Raw genomic sequence first — 22,285 nt, forward strand, 5'->3', positions numbered from 1 at the left:
CATCTTTCTGTCACAAGGGTCAAAAACCGGTCAAAACACGCAACCTGTAGGAGCTGGCTTGCCGGCGATGAGGCCTGCAAGCCTTGCACCGCCCATAAAGACGCCATCGCCGGCAAGCCGGCTCCTACAGTTGATTGTGGCGCATGCAAGGCCGATGGACGACAACACATTGCAGGAGCCGGCTTGCCGGCGATGAGGCCTGCAAGCCTTGCGCCGCCCATAAGGACGCCTTCGCTGGCAAGCCAGGCGCCTACAATGGCCGTGTTGCTGCGGGGCTCGGCTTCTTTGCTATAAGGCGGGGAATTCGACGCGCCAGTGCCGGGATACGTAGTGCCAGTAGCAGCGCACCTATAGCGGCATACACCGTCCACTCCTTCAGATCAGCCCGCACGATCCACAACATGTGCAGCAGCCCCAGCCCGAGAATCACATAAACCAGACGGTGCAACTTCTTCCAGCGTGTCCCGAGGCGACGCTGACTGTAGCGGTTCGACGTCACGGACAGTGCCAGGAGACAGAGAAAGCCCAAGGCCCCGACAATGATGTAGGGACGCTTGCGCAGCTCGACACCCAACTGCGACCAATCCAGCCCCAGGACAAACACCAGGTAAGCCGCCAGATGCAACACCACATAGGCAAAACACCACAGCCCCAATTGGCGCCGCACGGCAATCCAGCCCGGCCACCCGCTCAACTTCTGCAGTGGCGTCATACCCAGGGTAATCAGCAACAGGATCAGCGTACCCAAGCCCAACCGGTCGACCAGCACCTTTCCCGGGTCCGGCCCCAAGGCAAAGATCCACGCCTGATACAACCAGAGCAACGGCCAGATCGCCGCCACGATAAAGACGCCCACACGCCAGAATGGATATCGCATCAGTAGTTCTTCCGCAGGTCCAGGCCGGTATACAAAGAGGCGACCTCATCCGAGTAGCCGTTGAACATCTGCGTCTCGCGCACATTCGGACTGAACAGGCCACTGGGCAACCGGCGTTCCCGGGCCTGGGTCCAACGCGGGTGATCGACCGTCGGGTTCACGTTGGCATAAAAGCCATACTCATCCGAGGCGATACTCTGCCAGGTGGTTTTCGGCTGCTCCGTCACCAGGCTGATCCGGACGATGGACTTGACACTCTTGAAGCCGTACTTCCACGGCACAACAAGACGCAACGGCGCACCGTTCTGATTCGGCAATTCCCGCCCATACATGCCCACGGCCAGAATCGCCAACGGGTTCATCGCTTCATCCAGACGCAGGCCCTCGACATAGGGCCAGTCGATCAGGGCAAACCCGGAGCGCTGCCCCGGCATGCTCTTGGGGTCCTGCAGGGTTTCAAAACGAATGTACTTGGCCTTGGAGGTCGGCTCGACCTGCTTGAGCAACGCCGAGATCGGAAAGCCGATCCACGGGATCACCATCGACCAGGCTTCGACACAGCGCAGGCGATAGATCCGCTCCTCCAACTGATAAGGCTTCATGAAATCTTCGAGGGCATAACGCCCGGGCTTGCCGACCTCACCATCGATCACCACCGACCAGGGTTCGGTTTTCAGCGAGCCGGCGTTCTGCGCCGGATCGCCCTTGTCGGTACCGAACTCATAGAAGTTGTTGTAGTGCGTTGCATCCTTGTACGGGGTAATCGCTTCATCCTTGACCGTTACGGCGCCCCAGCGGGTATCCGGCAGCTTGCCGGTAAACCAGGACGGCGCGTTCCCTGCCTCCACATCGGCGTAACGTGCCGCCTCGGCCGCACTGGCCCAACGCGGCAGACTGCCGAGCGCCAGACCGGCCAGCGAACTGCCCAATACGGCACGACGGGAAAGATAGAGTGACTCGGGGGTAACTTCCGACTCTTTGGAGTCGGAAGTCCTAGGAAGCTTGATCAGCATGGCAACTCCGCAGTATTGGACGACTGATGCACCAATAGACTACGGAGTGTAAGGGAAATTACATCACTCGACGCTTTTGTGACGACGCAGGTGCAACAGGTACTGAACAGGGCCGGAAGCCGCATAGGCGAGGAAGATCAACAGCAGGATCCGCGGCGGATCGCTGAACACCACGGCGAACACCAGCACTACCGCCAGGATCGCGACAAACGGCACACGCCCCTTGAGGTCCAGCTCCTTGAAGCTGTTGTACTTGATGTTGCTGACCATCAGCATCCCCGCCGCCGCCACCAGCAAGGCCACCAGGAAGGACATCTTCGAACCCTGGATACCGTAGTCGCTGAAAGCCCAGACAGTACCCGCCACCACACCGGCCGCAGCCGGGCTGGCAAGGCCGATGAAGTAACGCTTGTCCGCGGTACCGACCTGGGTATTGAAGCGCGCCAGGCGCAGGGCCGCACCCGCCACATAGATAAAGGCCACCATCCAGCCGACCTTGCCCATATCGCCCAGCGCCCAGCCGAAGGCCAGCAATGCCGGCGCCACACCGAACGCGACCATGTCGGACAGCGAGTCATACTCGGCACCGAAGGCACTCTGGGTATTGGTCATCCGCGCCACGCGCCCATCCAGCCCATCGAGGACCATGGCGACGAAGATCGCGATCGCGGAAAACGCGAAATACTTGCTCGCCCCGGCAGGATCACCCGCACTGGCGGCACTTTGCGCACTCATCGCACTGATGATCGCGTAGAAACCGGCGAACAGGTTCGCGGTGGTGAACAGGTTCGGCAGCAGATAGATACCACGATGCCGGACTTTACGGCCTTCGGCGTCATGCCCTTCCTCGACATGTTCATCGATCGGCAGCAGGCTTTCGGCGTCAGGAGCCTGGTTCGGCTCTTCGGGACGTTCGCTCATGGACAGTACCTTGCAACGGTGAAAAAAATTCGACAGAAGTTTGCGACCAGGGTTCGACCGCAAAACGATGCAGCTTTATACCAGAAGCAGCCCCCTAAACGAAAAAACGCGGCCGAAGCCGCGTTTTTCCAGACAGGCCTCGAACTTAGTTCTTGGCTTTGTCGACGATCTTGTTCGCACCGATCCACGGCATCATCGAGCGCAGTTGCTCACCGATGATCTCGATACCGTGAGCGGCGTTGTTACGACGCTTGGCGGTCATCGACGGGTAGCCGGTTGCGCCTTCGCTGATGAACATCTTGGCGTATTCACCGTCCTGGATGCGCTTCAGAGCATTGCGCATGGCCTGGCGGGATTCGGCGTTGATGACTTCAGGGCCGGTCACGTACTCGCCGTATTCGGCGTTGTTGGAGATCGAGTAGTTCATGTTGGCGATACCGCCTTCGTACATGAGGTCAACGATCAGCTTCAGTTCGTGCAGGCATTCGAAGTAAGCCATTTCCGGCGCGTAGCCAGCTTCAACCAGGGTTTCGAAACCGGCTTTTACCAGTTCAACGGTACCGCCGCACAGAACGGCTTGTTCGCCGAACAGGTCGGTTTCGGTCTCGTCCTTGAAGGTGGTTTCGATGATACCGGTACGACCGCCACCCACACCGGCGGCGTAGGACAATGCAACGTTCTTGGCGTTGCCCGAGGCGTCCTGGTAGATCGCGATCAGGTCAGGGATACCGCCGCCCTTGACGAACTCGGAACGCACGGTGTGGCCTGGAGCCTTCGGCGCGATCATGATCACGTCGAGGTCGGCGCGCGGCACAACCTGGTTGTAGTGGATCGCGAAACCGTGGGAGAAGGCCAGGGTGGCGCCTTTCTTGATGTTCGGCTCGATTTCGTTCTTGTACAGCGCGGACTGGAACTCGTCCGGGGTCAGGATCATGACCAGGTCGGCAGCAGCAACAGCGGAAGCAACGTCAGTCACTTTCAGGCCGTGGGCTTCTGCCTTGGCAACAGTGGCCGAACCTTTACGCAGGCCGACGGTAACGTCGACGCCGGAATCTTTCAGGTTGCAAGCTTGTGCGTGGCCCTGGGAGCCGTAACCGATAATGGCGACTTTCTTGCCCTGGATGATCGACAGGTCACAGTCTTTATCGTAGAAAACCTTCATGAAATACCCCTTTATATCCAGGCCTTCCGGCCATTCGCTAAATTAAGTTAGATGCTCAGTACTTTGTCGCCACGGGCAATCCCGGTGACGCCACTACGCACGGTTTCCAGAATCGAGGCCGTCCCGATCGACTGGATGAAGCTGTCCAGCTTGTCGCTTGTACCGGTCAATTGCACGGTATAAACGCTGGCGCTCACATCAACGATCTGCCCGCGGTAAATATCGGTAGTCCGTTTTATCTCGGCGCGCTGGGCGCCAGTGGCCTTGACCTTGACCAGCATCAGCTCGCGCTCGATGTGAGCACTTTCCGACAGGTCGACCAGCTTGACCACTTCGATCAGCTTGTTCAGGTTCTTGGTGATCTGCTCGATGACCTCGTCATGCCCTACGGTGGTCAGCGTCAGACGCGACAGGGTCGGGTCTTCGGTCGGGGCCACGGTCAGGCTTTCGATGTTGTAGTTGCGTTGCGAAAACAGGCCAACCACACGAGACAGAGCGCCAGGTTCGTTTTCCAGAAGCAGGGAAATGATATGCCGCATGTTAGGTACGCTCCGTCTTGCTCAGCCACATATCGCGCATGGAGCCGTCTTTGATCTGCATCGGGTAGACGTGCTCGCTGGTATCGACCTGGATATCGAGGAACACCAGACGATCCTTCATGGCGAACGCTTCTTCCATCTTCGGCTTCAAGTCTTTCAGATCCGTGATACGGATACCGACGTGACCATAGGCCTCGACCAGCTTGACGAAGTCAGGCAGCGATTCCATGTACGAGTGCGAGTGACGGCTGCCGTAGCTCATGTCCTGCCACTGGCGCACCATGCCCAGCACACCGTTGTTCAGGCTGACGATCTTCACCGGCAGACCGTACTGCAGGCAGGTCGACAGTTCCTGGATGTTCATCTGGATACTGCCTTCGCCGGTGACGCAGGCGACATCCACATCCGGGAAGCTCAACTTCACGCCCATGGCCGCCGGGAAACCGAAGCCCATGGTGCCCAGGCCGCCGGAGTTGATCCAGCGATTGGGCTTGTTGAACTTGTAGTACTGCGCCGCGAACATCTGGTGCTGGCCCACGTCGGAGGTCACGAAGGCATCGCCCTTGGTCACTTCGCACAGGGTTTCGATCACCGTCTGTGGCTTGATGATGCTGCCGTCGCCCTTGTCATAAGGGAACAGGCCGCGATCACCGCGCCATTCGTCGATCTGCTTCCACCAGCTGGCGACCGACTCCTTGTTCGGGGTCTCGCCGATTTCCTTGAGGGCCGCGACCATCTCGGTCAGCACGCTCTCCACCGGACCCACGATAGGCACGTCTGCCTTGATGGTCTTGGAGATCGATGCCGGGTCGATGTCGATATGGATGATCTTGGCATTCGGACAGAACTTCGGTGCACCGTTGATGACACGGTCGTCGAAGCGCGCACCGACGGCCAGGATCACATCGGCATGGTGCATGGCCAGGTTGGCGGTGTAGCTGCCATGCATGCCGAGCATGCCGACGAACTGACGATCGGTGCCAGGGTAGGCACCCAGGCCCATCAGGGTGTTGGTCACCGGCAGGTTGAGCAGCTTGGCCAGTTCGGTCAAGGGTGCCGAACCGCCGCCGAGGATCACGCCGCCACCCGAGTAGAGCACCGGACGCTTGGCGGCCAGGAGCATTTCGGCAGCCTTGCGGATCTGGCCGGAGTGGCCACGTACCGCCGGGCTGTAGGAACGCAGCTTGGCTTTTTTCGGGAAGATGTATTCGAACTTCTCGGCCGGGTTGGTCATGTCTTTCGGGATATCGACAACGACAGGACCAGGGCGGCCGGACTGCGCCAGGTAGAACGCCTTCTTCATGACTTCCGGGATTTCCGAGGCGTGCTTGATCATGAAGCTGTGCTTCACGATCGGCCGGGAGATACCGATCATGTCGGTTTCCTGGAACGCATCGGTACCGACCAGGGTGCTCGGCACCTGACCGGAGATGATCACCATCGGAATGGAGTCCATGTAGGCCGTGGCGATACCGGTGATGGCGTTGGTTGCGCCAGGACCGGAAGTCACCAGTACCACGCCGGCTTTACCGGTGGCACGGGCATAGCCGTCAGCCATATGGGTCGCGGCCTGCTCGTGACGAACCAGGATGTGGGTCACTTCCGGCTCTTTGAACAGGGCGTCGTAGACATGCAGAAGAGCACCACCCGGGTACCCATAGATATATTTGACGCCTTCGTCACGCAAAAAGCGGACGAGCATCTCACCGCCAGATAAAAGCTCCACGTTGTTCACCTCTAAAACGCCAGAATACCGTCCACAAACGCTGGAGACGGGTCTTAATAGGTTTACTTCTCGGCAGAGCATGAGCGACGGTGGTCGCCGACTACGTCAGCACTGACTGAGCAAGTATTGGGAGTGCCCCAAGTGTTGCGGGGGTTTCCCACCCAGCGCGAGGTAACGCGTTGCGGGTGTAACAGGTCGGCGCGGATGTGCGCCTCATGATCTGCCGAGTGGGTCTGCTTCTGGCAGTCCCTCTACAGCGGACTTTGGATTGTTCTGATTCGCCTCGCTCAAGTCAAGTCATCTGTGCGCTTTCTTCGAACTAAGCGCATGAGAAAGCAGAAGAAAACCTTTCCCGAAGGAATGTGCTAGGTTGCTGATTGAACCGTCTGACAAGGAAACCTGATGCGTACGAGCATTCTCATAGGCAGCCTGCTGTTTGCCTTGAGCCCCCTGTGCCTGGCCGCCCCGATCTACAAATGGGTCGATGCTCAGGGCGTCACTCATTTCGATGCCCAGCCACCACCGGGACAGACAGCGACCGTGGTCACGCCGGCGATCGGCACCCCACCTCCGCCACCGCCCAGGCCCGAGGTCCCGGCCAGCGCTCCGGTAGGTGATCAGAAAGCCGTGGATGCCAGGGTCAGGAAACAGGTGGCCGAACGGGACGCCACGCTCAAGGTGTTCTGCGACAAGGCGCGCACCAATCTGGCGCAATTGCAGAACGATCCGCGGGTACGCGAGGAAGTGAACGGAGAACTGCGGCGCCTGACCGAGGAAGAACGGCAGACCCGACTGGTTGAAACACGCAAGGCGATTGAAGAGAACTGCTCTTGAGTCCCGTGGTGAGGGGGTTTGTCGTAACAACGCGCCGCGCAGCTTGATGATCGTTCCCACGCTCTGCGTGGGAATGCAGCCAGTGACGCTCCGCGTCACCCATATGGCGCGGACGCGGAGCGTCCAGAGAGGCGTTACCACGCGGAGCGTGGGAACCATCGCGGTTCACAGCGTTGTTAGCGCGATTCGCTGATCAATTGATCGAACTGTGCAAGCAGCGCCTGCAACGCCCTGCCCTGCCCCGGACGCTGGGCATAGACCATCTCGGCCATGGCCAGGATGCCCGAGGCATTGGGCAGCGGCAGATCCTGCTCGAGGATGACTTTCATCTTCGGCAGGAAGATCCATTGCAACCATTGCTCGAACTCCAGGGTGTCGACACTGAAAGGCTCGACACTGGACAGGGCTTCTTCGCCCGGGGACACCTCGTCCCACCAGCCCTGCACACGCAACTCACGCTCGATCAACAGCAGTTGATCGGCGATCAACAGAAAACGACCATCCATCAGAGACGACCCTGGGCCTTCTGACGAGCCTGTGCGGCGCCTGCGGCATCACCCTGCTTGTCCCGCGCCTGGGCGATCAGGCCCCAAAGGCTGGCTTGCAGGTCCGGGCGCCCGTTGGCGAAACCCAGGCCACGACGCGCCAGTTGCTCGGCTTGCGGGGCATCGCCCTGGGCCATGCGTACCTGGGCCAGGCGATAGAGCACTTGTGGCTCACGCGGCGCCACGCGCTGGGCACGCTCCAGGCTCGAGGATGCGCCATTCAGGTCACCGCTGGACTGTTGCTGCTGGGCCGTGGTCAACAGCGCCAGGACCGGCCCGTCCAGTTGCTCGTCGGCGGACAAGCCACCGCCGTTGCCGGACGGAATACCGCTGGGCGGCAGCGAACTCGGCACGTTGTAGCTGCCCTGATTGATCGACGACGTCTGGATCGGCGCACTGTCCACGGGGCCCGGTGTAATCGGTGCCGACGAGGAAGGCGGCGTCCAGGGCTCGCTGCTGATCGGCGCGGAAGCCGCGGCGCCACCGCCCGGAACCATCACCACCACGCCGGAATCCTGCGGCACGGCCTGGTTCTGCACGGGTCGTTTGGTCACGGTCTGCCGGAAACCGCCCGTGGCGGAAATCCGATCGTTGTTGGAGACAGCCGTCCCGGAATCGACTACCGGAATCGAGCCATGGGGCACGCTCGAGCAACCGCCAAGCAAAGCCAGAGCCGTAAAAGCTGGAAACCACCACTTGTTCACTGCAAACCCTCTTCGCTTAATTCAACCAGCCCTTGACCCAATCCATCACTTCGGTGGCCGGCGCAGGCGCCGCACCACCGCAAGCCGTACCTGGCGCAGGTTCACTGCCGCGAATATACGGCATCTGCACCGCACCCGGGCAATTGGCATCGGAGCCCTGCCCGGTATGCGGATCGATCCAGGCCTGCACAATATTATCCGGTTGCGGCATGTCCAGCGGCAGCGGATCGGCTTTCTTCATGAAACTGGTCCAGACCTGCAAGGCACCGGTGGCACCGGTAAACGGCGTCTTGCCGTTGTCGTCGCGACCGAGCCAGACCACCGCCAACAGGTCCTGGCTGAAACCGGAGAACCAGCTGTCACGGGAATCGTTACTGGTGCCGGACTTACCTGCCAATGTCAGGGTTTTCGGCAAGACATTGTAGGCACTTGCCCCAGTACCCTCGCGCATCACCCGCTGCATCGCCGCCTGGATCAGGTAGATCGAACCCGGATCGAAACGCTGCTGGATCTGGAACGGATAACGCTTGAGCGGCTCACCCTCGGCCGTCAGCACGCTGCGGATACCGCGCATCGGCGTATTGAAGCCACCGTTGGCGATGGTCTGGTACATGGTCGCCACTTCAATCGGGGTCATGCCACCGGCACCCAGCAATATCGCCGGGTAAGCCGGGAACTCACGGGTAATCCCCAGGCGGGCGACCGTCTTGAGAACGTTCGGCACCCCGACTTCCAGACCCAGGCGTGCCGTTGACAGGTTGTAGGAATGCGCCAGCCCCTGATACAGGAAGATCGTGCCATGGGAGCGGCGATCGAAGTTCTGCGGTTTCCAGACCTGGCCATCCGCGCCTTTCACCGAGAACGCTTCGTCCGACAACCAACTGGTCAGCGTGTACTGGCTCGGTTTCTCCAGCGCGGTCAGATACACCGCCGGCTTGATCAGCGAGCCGATATTGCGCACTGCATCCAGAGCGCGGTTGAAGCCGGCGAAACCGGGCTGACGACTGCCGATCATGGCCTGGACCTCACCGGTTTCCGGGTTGGTCACCACCATCGCCGCCTCGACATCCTCCGAGCCCTTGCGACCGGCAAGGCGCTTGAAGGTGTCATTGACCGACGCTTCGGCCTTCATCTGCAGGATCGGGTCGAAGCTGGTGAAAATCCGCAGCCCCTCCTCGGTCAAGTCTTCGTCTCGATAGTCTTCACGCAACTGACGCTTGACCAGATCGAGGAACCCGGGGAACGAACTGTCGGCCAGGCTGCCACGCTTGGTCACGCCCAGCGGCATTTTCTTCGCCGCCTCGACCTGCTCGACAGGCACCACGCCCTGCTGCGCCAGCAGGTCGAGCACCAGGTTACGCCGTTCAAGCGCACGGTCGGGGTAACGACGCGGGTTGTAGTAGGACGGTCCCTTGACCATGCCCACCAGCAACGCGACCTGGTGCAGCTTCAATTCGGACAACGGCTGGCTGAAGAAGAACTGGCTCGCCAGGCCGAAACCGTGCACGGCGCGCTGGCCGTCCTGACCGATAAACACCTCGTTGAGATAAGCCTCGAGAATCTCCTTCTTGTCGTAGTGCAGTTCCAGCAGCAAGGCCATCATGGCCTCGGTGAGCTTGCGACTCAGGCTGCGCTCATTGGTCAGGAAGAAGTTCTTCACCAACTGCTGGGTCAAGGTACTGCCGCCCTGGCGCATCTGGCCGGCCGAGGTATTGACCCAGATAGCCCGGGCAATCGACTTCGGCGAGACACCGAAGTGATGATAGAAATCCCGATCCTCGACGGTCACCAGGGTATCGAGCAGATACGGCGGAACCTGATCGATCTTGATCAGGATCCGGTCCTCGAGGTTTTTCGGGTACAGGCCGCCGATCAGCAACGGCTCGAGCCGCACCACCGAGAGCTTCGAGCCATTGAGCGCCGACAACTCGGCGACATAATCGCCGGAGAAACGCACGCGTACCGGTTGTGCCGCTTCCATGCCCTCGTAGAACTGGAAGCCACGGGTGTTCAGGTCGACCGTGTTGCCATTGACCGCCGCCGCTCCCGGACCGTTGATCACCGCTTCGCGACGATAGCCCAGGGCATCGAGTTCGGTGAGGAAGTCCTCCTTGCTCAGCTTCTGGCCGACGAACAGCTCCAGCGGCCGGGCGTAGACCTTGGCCGGGATGGTCCAGCGCTTGCCGGAGAACTTCTCCTGCACCACGGCATCGAGGTAGACGGCAAAGCCCGCCAGCACCACGAGGCCGACCAGACTGAGCTTCAGCGCCCAGCCGAGCCAGGGACGAAGGCCGCCGGACGGAGGTTTGGGTTTGGAACGAGGGGATCGGGTACGAGTCATGGGCGCGGATTATACGCACTTTAATTCATGATCAACATGACGCTCCGGCAGTTTGCAGTCCCTTGCGCAGCGGCCATAATGGCGCCCTTGAATTTTCCGACCTTTGAAGGATCGCCCGTGAGCCAGTCCCTGATCGCCGCCCTGCAAAACCCGGCCCTCTACCCCCATCCGGTAGACGGGTTCCAGCTCATCGAGACCCATATTTCCTGGGTGCTGCTCACCGGCTCCCATGCCTACAAGATCAAGAAACCGGTCAACTTCGGCTTTCTCGACTTCACCGAACTGTCCGCCCGCGAGCACTTCTGCGCTGAAGAACTGCGCCTGAACCAGCGCCTGACCGACGACCTGTACCTGGAAGTCCTGCCGATCACCGGCACTGTCGACGCACCGCGACTGGGCGGCGACGGCCCGGCCATCGAATACGTGCTGAAAATGCGCCAGTTCCCGCAAAGCCAGCTGCTCAGCACCTTGCAGGCCAATGGTGAACTGACCGCCCAGCATATCGACGAGATGGCGCAGCAGATCGCCCGCTTCCACCAGACCGCCCCCGAAGTGCCGAAGGATCACTACCAGGGCACTCCGGAAGCGGTCATGGACCCGGTCCGGCAGAATTTCGAACAGATTCGTCCGTTCCTGCAGGACAAGGCCGACCTGGTGCAACTCGACGCCCTGCAAGCCTGGGCCGAGACCAGCTTCGAACGCCTCAAGCCGCTGTTCGCCCAGCGCAAGGCCGCAGGCTTCACCCGTGAATGCCATGGCGACATCCACCTCGGTAACGCCACCGTCATCAACGGCAAAGTGGTGATTTTCGACTGCATCGAGTTCAACGAACCGTTCCGTTTCACCGACGTCTATGCCGACACCGGCTTCCTCGCCATGGACCTGGAAGACCGCGGCCTCAAGAGCCTGGCACGACGCTTCATCAGCCAGTACCTGGAACTGACCGGCGATTACCAGGGCCTGGAAGTGCTGAACTTCTACAAGGCCTACCGTGCCCTGGTCCGCGCCAAGGTCGCACTGTTCAGCATGCCGGCCGACGCCACCGCCGTACAACGCGCGACCACCCTGCGCCAATACCGCAACTACGCCAACCTGGCGGAAAGCTACAGCACCATCCCGTCGCGTTTCCTGGCCATTACCCATGGTGTGTCCGCTGTCGGCAAGAGCCACGTGGCCATGCGCATGGTCGAGGCCCTCGGCGCGGTACGCCTGCGTTCCGATGTCGAGCGCAAGCGCCTGTTCGGTGAGCAACAGGGCAGCCAGGCAGTCGGCAACGGCATCTATAGCCAGGATGCCAGTGCACAGACCTACCAGCGCCTGCATGAAATCGCCGACATCATCCTGCGTGCCGGTTTCCCGGTGGTGATCGATGCCACCTACCTCAAGCGCGACCAGCGCGACGCCGCCGCCAAGGTTGCCGAAGCCACCGGCGCGCCCTGCCTGATCCTCGATTGCGACGCACCCCAGGCCGTCATCGAAAGCTGGCTGGCCCAGCGCCAGGCCGACGCCGTCGACCCTTCCGATGCAACCCTGGAAGTCATTGCCACCCAACAGGCGACCCGTGAAGCCCTCAGCGCCGATGAAATCCTGCGGACCAAACGTGTCCAGACCAACGAGAGCGGCAGCCTCGATACCCTGATCGCGCAGATTCGCCTGCGCCTGCCAGGTCTGTAAAAAACTATTTCAGCCGTGAAGCGGCAATTGCTTCACGGCTGAAACATAGTGGCATTATACTGGCGTCATAAATCCAACAGGAGACGTCCCATGAGCCACCCCAAGCTTCTCGACTCCGCCTTGTTCGCCTTGCTGCATAAAGATGACATTGCCGGTTTCAATAAAGCCCGTCCCAAGGACGGTCCGATCGACATGCGTGGCGGCGACTTCCGCGGCCTCGACCTGCGTGAACTGAATGCCGAAGGGGTCGACTTCACCGACGCCTACTTCCGCTCCGCCGACCTGCGCGGCGTGGATTTTCAGAATTCCATACTGGAAGGCGCCAGCGTGGCACACGCGCAGATCTCCGGTGCCTACTTTCCACCACGACTGAAAGCGGCCGAGATCCTGATGTCCGTGCAATTCGGCACACGTCTGCGCTACGACCCGGAGTAACCGCCCCGGCCTGTAGCGACTACAGACGTTGAAGTTCGCTGCCGATTGCTGCCCTGGACGGCGGCAGGCATTGCTTTTCCCCTTCTCCCGACTGGCTCGAAAACGCCAGGCCCGCGCAGCCCATGGCTTGGGCTTAGAAGCTTTTGCGCACAAGCCGACCAAAGAACCACGCTTTTCCTACTGACCGCTACACTCTTTTCAGGCTTGCCTACTCTCGTCAACGCAGCGTTCGGCCATCGCAAGGAGGCTTGATGAACGATGAACTGCAACACCTGAAGAACCTTGGCAAGACGTCGGCGCAATGGCTGCACGCTGTGGGTATCCACAGCGCATCGGATTTGCGTCGACTAGGGGCAGTGGATGCCTATCGTGCAGTAAGAACCCGCGGATTCAGAGCCTCGAAAGTACTGCTGTACGCCATCGAGGGCGCGCTGATGGACATTCACTGGAATGACATCCCGCTGGAGCGCAAAGAAGCCTTGAATAAACAACTGGAAGCGATATCGTCACGCCACAAAAATTGATTGTGCAGGTTTGTCATGTATCTACTCGGGGAGCAACCGGCGTACGCCGATGAATTGATCAATCGGCTGCAGAGCATTCCCGCTCGACTACTTGAAGGTCTGCCGCCCTGTGGCGAGGCCATCGAGTTCGAACAGACCCAGGACCTTTCCTCCCGCCTGGCCGACGATCAGCTCTATCTGATCGACAGCGGCCTGTTGCATGCGCGGGTCGACGAACGCCCGCTGTTCTACCTGCAGGAAGGCGATCTGGTGGGTTTGCGCCAGGGCATCGACTGGCCGCGCTGCCTGCTCAGCAGCGACAGCCCGCTGCGGCTGCTACCGTATCGACGCCGCGAAGTGTTCCAGCATATCCATGCCGACGAAGCCCGCAGCGAACTGCTGTTGCGTTATCTGGTCGGCCAGACCGCTCTGCTGTCGGACGCGGTTACCCGCCTCAAGCAGCCGGAGTTCCGCAGCAGCAGCGGCTTCCAGCAGGTCGCGGTCGGCGACGTGCTGATCCGCCAGGGCGACGATGCCGATCACGTCTTCATCATCATCGACGGACATGCCGAAGCCTTTGTCGATGGACACAAGGTCGGTGATGTGCCCAAGGACGAGATCTTTGGTGCCATGGCGGTTTTCACCGGCGAGAAACGCAGCGCCAGTGTGATTGCCAGCCAACCGTGCACGGTCATGCTGATTCCCAAGGAACAGTTCCTCAACCTGACCCAGAGCAACCCGCGTATTGCCCATAGTCTGATCGAGAGCATGGCCCGGCGGATCGACCTGCTGAACAAGGAAGTCACGCGCTTGAGCACGGCTGCCCAACAAGGCTGAAAGGACCTGATAAGCGGTGGCGACGGACGGTCGAGAAAAATCTGTTGACTTAGAAATGAGAATCGTTATGATTATCACAACTGATCGCGAGATCGGTTGGATTTTCTGGAAGGCCCTTGGTTCGGACTCTCAGATTATCTCCTCATCAGGCTAATCACGGTTATTGACCCGGCTTTTTGCCGGGTCTTTTTTTGCCTGGAAAAAGCTCATTGCCGTCCACGCCGTTTCGTCGCGGGCGCGGCCGACCATTCCAGTTGCGCCAGCAGCTCGTCCAGCAGCCCCGAAGCGCCCAGGCGCAGGTGATCGGCGTTGACCCAATCCGCGCCGAAACGGGCTTTCGCTAGCTCGATGTAGGTGCGCGCATCATCGAAGGTACGAATCCCTCCCGCCGCCTTCAGTCCCACCAGGCCGCCCCGCTCCGCGATGGCTTCGAGCATGATTCGCGCGGCCTGCTCCGTGGCGTTGACCAGGACCTTGCCGGTACTGGTCTTGAGAAAATCGGCACCGGCGGCAATCGCATCCTGGCTGGCCTGGCGAATCATCTGCGGATCGCGCAGCTCGCCGGTTTCCAGGATCACCTTGAGTCGACCCCGTCCCGTACACAGCTCCCGGCATGCCGAGACCATGGTCCTGCCCGTCTGGGTATCGCCCATCAACAACGAACGATAGGGGTAGACCAGATCCACTTCGTTCGCGCCAGCCTTGAGCACCGCTTCCGTTTCCGAAACCGCCGACGCCACATTCGGCCCGCCATAGGGAAAATTGACCACCGTGGCCACACGTATCCCCGGGGCATCGAGCTTGTCCAGGGTCTTGCGGGCCAGGGCCACGAACCGCGGGAATACACAGACCGCCGCCACCGGCCCGAAAGGCGTCAAGGCCCGCTGGCACAGCGAAATGATTCGCTCGGCATCGTCATCATTGCTCAGCGAGGTCAGGTCGAGCAGACCGATAGCCTGACGCGCCAGCTGCTGATCTGCCTGATTTATCTGCTTCATGTTTGCTCCCACATCCGATCATTGCATCAACGTGACAAACATCCGCGGGTCGAAACCCTCGGACGGCGCGGAGTGCGCGTTGCCGACACAATAAAGGACTCATTCGGACGAAATCACAGTGAGCCAAAGACAAAGACCTGGACTACATGAGAACAGGAGAGTTCTCCGTATAACCGGGGGAATGAGCTGACACCGTCAGACCAGCTCGACCTGAGCAGGCCCGCTATCGCTTCAGCGCGCGATGATCATCGGATGACCACGCTCCGGATGAGGCAGCACCAGCACTTCCAGGCCGAACACCGCTTTCAGCATGTCGGGCTGCAGGACCCGCTCAGGGGACTCAAGAGCATGCGGGCGACCCTTTTCCAGGAGTAGCAGACGGTCGCAGTAACGTGCTGCCAGGTTCAAGTCATGCAGGATGATCAGCACGGCGGCACCCCGGTCGGCGAACTGGCGAATCGCCTGCAAGGTGGTGTGCTGATGCAGCGGGTCGAGCATCGAGGTCGGCTCATCGAGCAGCAGCGTCTGGCCGCTGTGTCCCGGCCAGAGCTGGGCCAGTACCCGCGCCAGATGCACACGCTGGCGCTCGCCACCGGACAGCGCCAGGTAGCTGCGCCCGGCCAGGTGCCCGGCATCGGCGGCCTGCAGCGCCGCGACGACGATTTCCTGGTCGCGGGCCTGCCCGGTCTGGTGCGGCAGGCGCCCCATACCCACCACCTCCTCGACCCTGAAGGCGAAATCCAGCGTCGACGTCTGCGGCAATACTGCCAGGCGCCGGGCCCGCTCCGCGCCTTTCCAGTGCCCGAGGGGTTGCTCGTCCAGCCAGACATTGCCGTGGCTCGGCACCAGTTCACCGCTCAAGGCACCGAGCAAAGTGCTCTTGCCCGCACCGTTGGGCCCTAGCACGCCCAGCACTTCGCCCGGTTTGAGCTCAAGATCGATATCCGCCAGCACGGTCTGCCGGCCGCGACGGATCTGCAGGTTCTGCGCACGCAACATCAGGCACGCCCCCGCAACAGGAGATAAAGGAAGAACGGCGCCCCGATAAAGGCGGTGACGATACCGATCGGCAGTTCCGCCGGCGCCAGCGCCAAGCGCGCCACCAGGTCGGCGAACAACAGCAGGCTGGCGCCCGCCAGGACGGAGGCCGGCAGCAACACCCGATGATCCGGCCCGGCCAACAACCGTACCAGATGTGGAACCACCAGCCCGATAAAGCCGATCATGCCGGCTGCCGCCACCGCCGCGCCGACACCCAGTGCCGTACAGAGCACCAGTTCGCGCTTGAGCCCTTCGACATCGATGCCCAGGTGACTGGCCTCCGACTCACCGAGCAGCAGTGCATTCAGGGCCTTGGCCCGCCGCGGCAACCAGAACGCGACCGCCGCGGTGACCAGCAGCAACGGCCATAGCCGCGCGTAGCTGGCGCCGTTGAGGCTGCCCAGGTTCCAGAATGTCAGGGTGCGCAAGGTCGCATCGTCGGCCAGGTAGGTGAAGAGACCGACCGCGGAGCTGGCCAGGGCCGTCAGGGCGATCCCGGCGAGTAACATGGTGGCGACACTGGTCTGGCCGTTGCGGCGGCCGAGCCGATAGACCAGCGCCGTCACCCCAAGCCCGCCGAGAAAAGCGCAGAGCGACAGCAGATAAGGCCCCAGAGCCTCCGGCAGCCCGCCGAACGCCGCACCGCCGACGATGGCGATAGCCGCCCCAAGCGCGGCCCCACTGGAAACACCCACCAGGCCGGGATCAGCCAGCGGATTGCGAAACAGTCCCTGCATCGCCACGCCGGACAAGGCCAAGACCCCGCCCACGGCCAGCCCTAGCAGGGTGCGCGGCAAACGAATCTGCCCGAGGATCAGTTCCGCCTGCTCCAACCCCTCGGCGGGCAATGGCAAACCCAGCAAGCGCAATGCGGCACGCAGGGTATCGACCAGCGGCAGGCTGACCGGTCCCAATGCCAGCGATAGCCAGACCGCCAGCGCACACAGCAGACTCAAGCCGATAAACAGGGCTCGGGGCTTGACCAGGGTCGTCATGGCGCCGCCGATGCCGTCGGATAGAACTCACCGGCCAGGGTTTTCAGCGCTTGCGGCAGTCGCGGGCCAAGACCGCCGACCAACAAGGTCGGGTCGAGTTCGAAGACCCTTCCCGCCTTGGCGGCCCGGGTCGAAGCCAGAATCGGGTTTTCCTTCATCAGCGCCTGGCGGGCCGCCTCGCCCGTCAGGCTCCGATCGGCGAAGACCAGGACTTCGGGGTTCAACCCGGCCAGGGCCTCCACGGAAAACGGCTTGTAACCGCTGTGGGTCGCCAGGTTATGACCACCCGCCCGGGTCAGCAACCAGTCGGCTGCGGTGTCCTTGCCGGCAATCAGTGGTTTGCCACCGGCGTGCCCGAGCAACAGCAGCACGCCTGGAGCCGCCTGCTTGCCCTGCGCCTGCCTGACCCAGTCCTGTTGCTGGTCGAGCTGTTGCTGGTAGCCCTGGAACAACTGGCCGGCCTGGGCCTCGTTACCCAGCAGTTTGCCCAGGTGCTGCAAGTTGCCTTGCAACGTCGGCAAGTCGGCTTCGGCGGAGAACAGTTCCACCTGCACCCCGGCATTGCGGATCTGCGCCAACACCGGCGGCGGGCCCATTTCCTCGGTACCGACCAGGATCTGCGGACGCAGGCTGAGGATGCCTTCGGCCGACAACTGCCGCTGATAGCCGATGCTTGGCAGGGCCTTGAGGGTCTCGGGATGCTGGCTGGTGGTATCGACGCCGACCAGTTTCGCCTCACCGCCCAGCACACTGACCCACTCGGACAACGCGCCGCCGGCACTGACCCAGCGTTGCGGCAGCTCGGCGGCCATGGCGGCATGGCTGAGCGCAAGCCCGGCTCCAAGTGCAATCAGGCGGGAACTCAGGCGCATAGACGAATTTCCTTCGAAAGGTTGATCAAGCAAGCGGCGGGATCAAGGTGGCGGGTAAGAGACCGCCCCAGGGCAATCAGCTATTTGATAATTATTTGCATTTAAACGTCAACCCAAGACATGCCCTGTCACAGGTTTCGTTCAGCTCCAGCAGCCGCCATACTGCTTCATTAATTAAAGGCAAGGCGGGCGGTCAAAGGATCAGCATGAAGTTTCTCTGCGCATCACAGATACTCGCCGACAACAGCAGCCGTGGTTTCGAAGTGGATGGCAGGCCGGTGCTGGCGGTACGCCGCGAGGGTCGGGTGTATCTCTATCAGAATCGCTGCCCGCATCGGGGTATTGCCCTGGAGTGGCAGCCCGACCAGTTTCTCGACGCCAGTGCGAGCCTGATCCAGTGCGCCACCCATGGCGCACTGTTCCTGATCGAAAGCGGTGAATGCGTGGCCGGGCCTTGTGTCGGACAGTCACTGCTGGCACTGCCCTGCCGGGAAGATGCCGAGGGGATCTGGGTCCAGGCCTGAGGTGTCAGAGCAACACCGGCAAACGCTGATCGATCCGTACTTCTTCGGCGCTGAGGCTGACCCCGTAGGCAAGCACCTCGACGCCCACCGCCACGGCCTCATGCAGCGCATCGGCATAGCCCGGATCGATCTCGTGGGCCGGCCGCACTGCTTCGATCCCTGTCAGGTTCACGCAATACAGTTGCACCGCCCGCACGCCTTCCCGGGCCAGGGCGGCCAACTCGCGCAGATGCTTGGCTCCGCGCTGGGTGACCGCATCGGGAAACGCCGCGACGGCGGTTCCGTCAAAGCCGAGGGTGACGCTTTTCACTTCGACAAACGCCGGGCCCGCCGGGTAATCCAGGCGAAAATCGATCCGGCTGTTTTCCTGGCCATAAGCGACCTCGCGCTTCAGCCCGGTGAAGCCGTTGAGCTCGACGATCAGGCCGGCGCGCAAGGCCTCTTCAACCAACTGATTGGCCCGCGCCGTGTTGACACACGCCAGCCGCCCTTGCGGGGTCTCGCCTATTTCCCAGGTACCGGGCAATTTGCGCTTGGGGTCGCTGGAACGACTGAACCAGACCTGCCCGCCCTCAACCATGCAGTTGAGCATCGAGCCGGTATTCGGGCAGTGGATCGTCAGCAGTTCGCCGGCGGTGGTTTCGATATCCGCCAGGAAACGCTTGTAGCGCCTGATCAGTCGTCCTTCTTCGAGTGCAGGAGAAAAACGCATCAGCCTTGCCAACTCCGCAGGCCACGGGCAATCCGCTCCACCGCTTCCTGCAACCGCGGCAGGCTTTGGGTGTAGGCGAAACGCACATGGTGACTGGCCAGGTGACGACCGAAATCCAGTCCCGGAGTGAACGCCACATGCTCGGTCTCGAGGAAATGCTTGCAGAACGCGAAGGCATCGCCGCCAAACGCGCTGACATCCGCGTACAGATAGAAAGCCCCTTCAGGCTCCACCGCAATCCCGAAGCCCAACTCACGCAACGCCGGCAGGAGGAAATCCCGACGCCGGCCGAACTCGGCCCGACGCTCTTCGAGGATGCTCAGGGTTTGTGGCTCGAAACAGGCCAGGGCAGCGTGCTGAGCCATGCTCGGTGCGCTGATGTAGAGGTTCTGGGCCAGTTTCTCCAGATCGGCCACGGCCTCCGGCGGTGCCACCAGCCAACCCAGGCGCCAACCGGTCATGCCGAAATATTTGGAAAAGCTATTAAGGACAAAGGCGCTGTCATCGACTTCCAGCACACTGGCGGCGTCACAGCCATAGGTCAGACCGTGATAGATCTCATCGACGACCAGATGGCCGTTACGCGCCTTGATGGCCTTCGACAACCCCGCCAGTTCGTCGCGACCCAGCAGGGTGCCGGTCGGGTTGGCCGGTGACGCGACCAGGGCGCCGACGCTGTCCTCGTTCCAATGCCGGTCCACCAGTTCGGCGGTCAGTTGATAACGCACATCCGGTCCGACCGGTACTAACTGTGCCGCACCTTCCACCAGCCGCAGGAAATGGCGATTGCACGGGTAGCCGGGGTCGGCCAGCAGCCAGTGTTTGCCCGGATCCACCAGCAGGCTGCTGGCCAGCAGCAACGCCCCGGAACCGCCGGGGGTGACCAGGATGCGCTGCGGATCGACGCTCACGCCATAGCGCTGCCGGTAGAAACCGGCGATCGCCTCGCGCAGCTCCGGCAACCCGCGCGCCGCGGTGTAGCGGGTCTTGCCCGCGGCCAGGGCGGCCTGCCCGGCCTGGATGATCGGCTCCGCCGTGGTGAAGTCCGGCTCGCCGATCTCGAGGTGGATCACATCGTGCCCGGCCGCCTGCAGCTCATTGGCGCGCGCCAGCAGGGCCATCACGTGGAACGGTTCGATCGCGCGGCTGCGCGCACTGTAGGGCTGAGCCATTAGCCTTCCTTGATTGGGGTGGGCAAAATTCGATTCTACCCAACCTCGCTCCCCCGGGAACCTTTAAAACGTCCCCGATGCCAAGGTTGCCCCGGGGCAAAGCAATACGACGATGCGCCCAGGATTGACTAAAATGAACATTCAACCATCCCGTCGATCAGCCCGTCACGGTCCTGAAACCACCGTGAAACCTGCCGGCGCGATACTTGCCGACGAAGGTCCCGTCGAAGATCACCGGAAACCGACGGGGCTCGCCCGCATCTCAAGGCTCGACAACCGGGAGTAGCGCGCCCCGATTCGATCTGGTAAGTTCGCCCGCTTGCAGCCGCAGGGCCGGCAGGTGTCGGTGATGTTGAAATCCTGCGCAATGGATTAGAAGAGTAGAGGCGGTCCATTCATGCCCACCCAAGCAAAGCAGCAAAGCACTGAGCAAAAGATCAGCGGCTTCGAACCCTATGTTGAAGGCAAGGGCGAGGAGTACATGGGCGAGCCCATGCGCAAGCACTTCACCAAGATCCTGCAAAAATGGAAGCAGGACCTGATGCAGGAAGTCGACCGCACCGTTGACCACATGAAAGACGAAGCGGCCAACTTTCCTGATCCCGCCGACCGCGCCAGCCAGGAAGAGGAATTCAGCCTCGAACTGCGCGCCCGCGACCGCGAACGCAAGCTGATCAAGAAAATCGACAAGACCCTGCAGCTCATCGAAGACGAAGAGTATGGCTGGTGCGAGTCCTGCGGTGTCGAGATCGGCATCCGCCGTCTGGAAGCCCGACCGACCGCCGATATGTGCGTCGACTGCAAGACCCTTGCAGAGATCAAGGAAAAACAGGTCGGCAAGTAATCCATGCCGGACTGAACGAACGGAGCGTGCGAACGCTCCGTTTTCGTTTCTGCGTTTTCTGGCGCTGCCCTCCACGGATTCAGTACCCTGCGACTTATGACTGCCATCACCGCTTCGCCCACCTATATCGGACGCTTCGCTCCCACGCCCAGCGGACACCTGCACTTCGGCTCGCTGGTCGCGGCACTGGCCTCCTACCTGGACGCCCGTTCGGTCGGCGGTCGCTGGTTGCTGCGCATGGAAGACCTCGACCCGCCACGGGAGGTCCCCGGCGCCCAGGCCGCGATCCTCGATGCACTGGAACGCTACGGCTTCGAGTGGGATGGCGAAATGGTCCGCCAGAGCGACCGGCATGAAGCCTACGCCCAGGTACTCAATCGCCTGTTCAGCCAGGGACTGGCCTACGCCTGCACCTGCTCGCGCAAAGAGCTGGAAGCCTATGACGGGATTTACCCCGGCCTGTGTCGCAACCTCGGGCACGACATCGACAACGCCGCCATCCGCCTGCGTGTCCCGGAGCTGAGCTACAGCTTCAGGGACCGGGTCCAGGGCGAGTTCCGCCAGCACCTGGGACGCGAGGCCGGCGACTTCGTGATCCGTCGCCGTGATGGGCTGTATGCCTATCAACTGGCGGTGGTGCTCGACGATGCCTGGCAAGGCGTGACCGATATCGTGCGCGGGGCCGACCTGCTGGATTCGACACCGCGTCAACTGTACCTGCAGGAATTGCTGGGACTGTCGCAACCGCGTTACCTGCATGTGCCGCTGATTATCCAGCCGGACGGCAACAAGCTCGGCAAGTCCTACCGTTCCCCGCCGCTGACCGGCGATCAGGCCACGCCGTTGCTGATGCGGGCCCTGCGTACACTGGGGCAGACACCGCCCGCCGCCCTGGAACAGGCCACGCCCAGGGAAGTCCTCGACTGGGGAATTGGCCATTGGGATGCCACACTGATTCCCAGGGTCGCGACCCTGGCCGAAGCGCAATTGCACTGACGCCCCTTGCAGGTTGGCGC

Annotated in this window: 23 protein-coding genes; 8 read left to right on the forward strand and 15 right to left on the reverse strand. The window is 61.6% G+C overall.

Annotated features, from left to right (window positions below; translation table 11 throughout):
• Positions 1–250: 250 nt before the first annotated feature.
• The 6 genes from msrQ to HX851_RS24375 form a co-directional block, all read right to left on the reverse strand.
• Positions 251–877: a protein-methionine-sulfoxide reductase heme-binding subunit MsrQ gene (gene msrQ, locus HX851_RS24350; protein WP_177066185.1), complete on the reverse strand. Its 627-nt coding sequence runs from the start codon at positions 875–877 to the stop codon at positions 251–253.
• Positions 877–1,890: a protein-methionine-sulfoxide reductase catalytic subunit MsrP gene (msrP, locus tag HX851_RS24355; protein WP_177058798.1), complete on the reverse strand. Its 1,014-nt coding sequence runs from the start codon at positions 1,888–1,890 to the stop codon at positions 877–879. The genes msrQ and msrP overlap by 1 nt, the downstream gene beginning before the upstream one ends.
• A 63-nt stretch (positions 1,891–1,953) precedes the next feature.
• Positions 1,954–2,811, reverse strand: a complete 858-nt coding sequence (gene pssA, locus HX851_RS24360; protein ID WP_017126852.1) for a CDP-diacylglycerol--serine O-phosphatidyltransferase — start codon at positions 2,809–2,811, stop codon at positions 1,954–1,956.
• 145 nt (positions 2,812–2,956) lie between these two features.
• Complete coding sequence (gene ilvC, locus HX851_RS24365; RefSeq protein WP_003185459.1) at positions 2,957–3,973, reverse strand: ketol-acid reductoisomerase; 1,017 nt, start codon at positions 3,971–3,973, stop codon at positions 2,957–2,959.
• Positions 3,974–4,020: 47 nt separating this feature from the next.
• Positions 4,021–4,512: an acetolactate synthase small subunit gene (gene ilvN, locus HX851_RS24370; RefSeq protein WP_003176102.1), complete on the reverse strand. Its 492-nt coding sequence runs from the start codon at positions 4,510–4,512 to the stop codon at positions 4,021–4,023.
• A 1-nt stretch (position 4,513) separates the two neighbouring features.
• On the reverse strand, positions 4,514–6,238 hold the full coding sequence (locus HX851_RS24375; RefSeq protein WP_042935595.1) for an acetolactate synthase 3 large subunit: 1,725 nt from the start codon (positions 6,236–6,238) through the stop codon (positions 4,514–4,516).
• A gap of 402 nt (positions 6,239–6,640) precedes the next feature.
• On the opposite strand from HX851_RS24375, the gene HX851_RS24380 reads away from it, so the two are divergent.
• A complete protein-coding gene (locus HX851_RS24380) occupies positions 6,641–7,072 on the forward strand; it encodes a DUF4124 domain-containing protein (RefSeq protein WP_177058796.1) in 432 nt (143 codons plus the stop codon).
• Between the two features lie 176 nt (positions 7,073–7,248).
• Here HX851_RS24380 and HX851_RS24385 read toward each other — a convergent pair whose 3' ends face one another.
• From HX851_RS24385 to mrcB, 3 genes are read right to left on the reverse strand one after another with little or no spacing between them, the layout of a single operon-like run.
• Positions 7,249–7,578 carry a YqcC family protein gene (locus HX851_RS24385; protein WP_177058794.1) on the reverse strand — a complete coding sequence of 110 codons (330 nt, stop codon included), beginning with the start codon at positions 7,576–7,578 and terminating at the stop codon, positions 7,249–7,251.
• Complete coding sequence (locus HX851_RS24390) at positions 7,578–8,321, reverse strand: tetratricopeptide repeat protein (protein WP_177058792.1); 744 nt, start codon at positions 8,319–8,321, stop codon at positions 7,578–7,580. The genes HX851_RS24385 and HX851_RS24390 overlap by 1 nt, the downstream gene beginning before the upstream one ends.
• A gap of 16 nt (positions 8,322–8,337) precedes the next feature.
• Positions 8,338–10,662: a penicillin-binding protein 1B gene (gene mrcB / locus HX851_RS24395; protein ID WP_177058790.1), complete on the reverse strand. Its 2,325-nt coding sequence runs from the start codon at positions 10,660–10,662 to the stop codon at positions 8,338–8,340.
• Positions 10,663–10,779: 117 nt separating this feature from the next.
• Here mrcB and HX851_RS24400 point away from each other — a divergent pair, with 117 nt between their 5' ends.
• The 4 genes from HX851_RS24400 to HX851_RS24415 all read left to right on the forward strand — a co-directional run bounded on the left by HX851_RS24400 (position 10,780) and on the right by HX851_RS24415 (position 14,111).
• Positions 10,780–12,336, forward strand: a complete 1,557-nt coding sequence (locus HX851_RS24400) for a bifunctional aminoglycoside phosphotransferase/ATP-binding protein (protein WP_177058788.1) — start codon at positions 10,780–10,782, stop codon at positions 12,334–12,336.
• Positions 12,337–12,426: 90 nt separating this feature from the next.
• Positions 12,427–12,771, forward strand: coding sequence for a pentapeptide repeat-containing protein (locus HX851_RS24405; protein ID WP_177058786.1), 345 nt, complete (start codon positions 12,427–12,429; stop codon positions 12,769–12,771).
• A gap of 251 nt (positions 12,772–13,022) precedes the next feature.
• Positions 13,023–13,295, forward strand: a complete 273-nt coding sequence (locus tag HX851_RS24410) for a TfoX/Sxy family protein (RefSeq protein WP_010444127.1) — start codon at positions 13,023–13,025, stop codon at positions 13,293–13,295.
• A 15-nt stretch (positions 13,296–13,310) separates the two neighbouring features.
• Complete coding sequence (locus tag HX851_RS24415) at positions 13,311–14,111, forward strand: Crp/Fnr family transcriptional regulator (protein ID WP_177066186.1); 801 nt, start codon at positions 13,311–13,313, stop codon at positions 14,109–14,111.
• A 206-nt stretch (positions 14,112–14,317) separates the two neighbouring features.
• Here the strand turns inward: HX851_RS24415 and deoC are convergent, their stop codons facing one another.
• From deoC to HX851_RS24435, 4 genes are all read right to left on the reverse strand, one after another.
• Positions 14,318–15,109, reverse strand: a complete 792-nt coding sequence (gene deoC / locus HX851_RS24420) for a deoxyribose-phosphate aldolase (RefSeq protein WP_177058782.1) — start codon at positions 15,107–15,109, stop codon at positions 14,318–14,320.
• 231 nt (positions 15,110–15,340) lie between these two features.
• Positions 15,341–16,105, reverse strand: coding sequence for a heme ABC transporter ATP-binding protein (locus HX851_RS24425; RefSeq protein WP_439899235.1), 765 nt, complete (start codon positions 16,103–16,105; stop codon positions 15,341–15,343).
• A gap of 2 nt (positions 16,106–16,107) precedes the next feature.
• Positions 16,108–17,145 (reverse strand): FecCD family ABC transporter permease, encoded by a 1,038-nt coding sequence (locus tag HX851_RS24430; RefSeq protein WP_177058778.1) that lies wholly within the window; start codon positions 17,143–17,145, stop codon positions 16,108–16,110.
• Entirely contained in the window at positions 17,142–18,017 is an 876-nt protein-coding gene (locus HX851_RS24435) for a heme/hemin ABC transporter substrate-binding protein (protein WP_177066188.1), read from the reverse strand. Before HX851_RS24435 ends, HX851_RS24430 begins: the two co-directional genes overlap by 4 nt.
• Before the next feature lie 206 nt (positions 18,018–18,223).
• Here HX851_RS24435 and HX851_RS24440 point away from each other — a divergent pair, with 206 nt between their 5' ends.
• A complete protein-coding gene (locus HX851_RS24440; protein WP_177058774.1) occupies positions 18,224–18,541 on the forward strand; it encodes a Rieske (2Fe-2S) protein in 318 nt (105 codons plus the stop codon).
• 4 nt (positions 18,542–18,545) lie between these two features.
• Here HX851_RS24440 and sfsA read toward each other — a convergent pair whose 3' ends face one another.
• Both sfsA and HX851_RS24450 read right to left on the reverse strand, forming a co-directional pair.
• Entirely contained in the window at positions 18,546–19,253 is a 708-nt protein-coding gene (sfsA, locus tag HX851_RS24445) for a DNA/RNA nuclease SfsA (RefSeq protein WP_177066189.1), read from the reverse strand.
• Positions 19,253–20,425, reverse strand: a complete 1,173-nt coding sequence (locus tag HX851_RS24450) for a pyridoxal phosphate-dependent aminotransferase (RefSeq protein WP_177058771.1) — start codon at positions 20,423–20,425, stop codon at positions 19,253–19,255. Before HX851_RS24450 ends, sfsA begins: the two co-directional genes overlap by 1 nt.
• A gap of 397 nt (positions 20,426–20,822) precedes the next feature.
• On the opposite strand from HX851_RS24450, the gene dksA reads away from it, so the two are divergent.
• On the forward strand, positions 20,823–21,269 hold the full coding sequence (gene dksA, locus HX851_RS24455; protein ID WP_017126836.1) for an RNA polymerase-binding protein DksA: 447 nt from the start codon (positions 20,823–20,825) through the stop codon (positions 21,267–21,269).
• Between the two features lie 96 nt (positions 21,270–21,365).
• Positions 21,366–22,265, forward strand: coding sequence for a tRNA glutamyl-Q(34) synthetase GluQRS (gene gluQRS / locus HX851_RS24460; protein ID WP_177066190.1), 900 nt, complete (start codon positions 21,366–21,368; stop codon positions 22,263–22,265).
• Positions 22,266–22,285: the final 20 nt, after the last annotated feature.

The organism is Pseudomonas gingeri, assembly GCF_013385635.1.
In the GTDB taxonomy this organism is placed as follows: Bacteria; Pseudomonadota; Gammaproteobacteria; order Pseudomonadales; family Pseudomonadaceae; genus Aquipseudomonas; species Aquipseudomonas gingeri_A.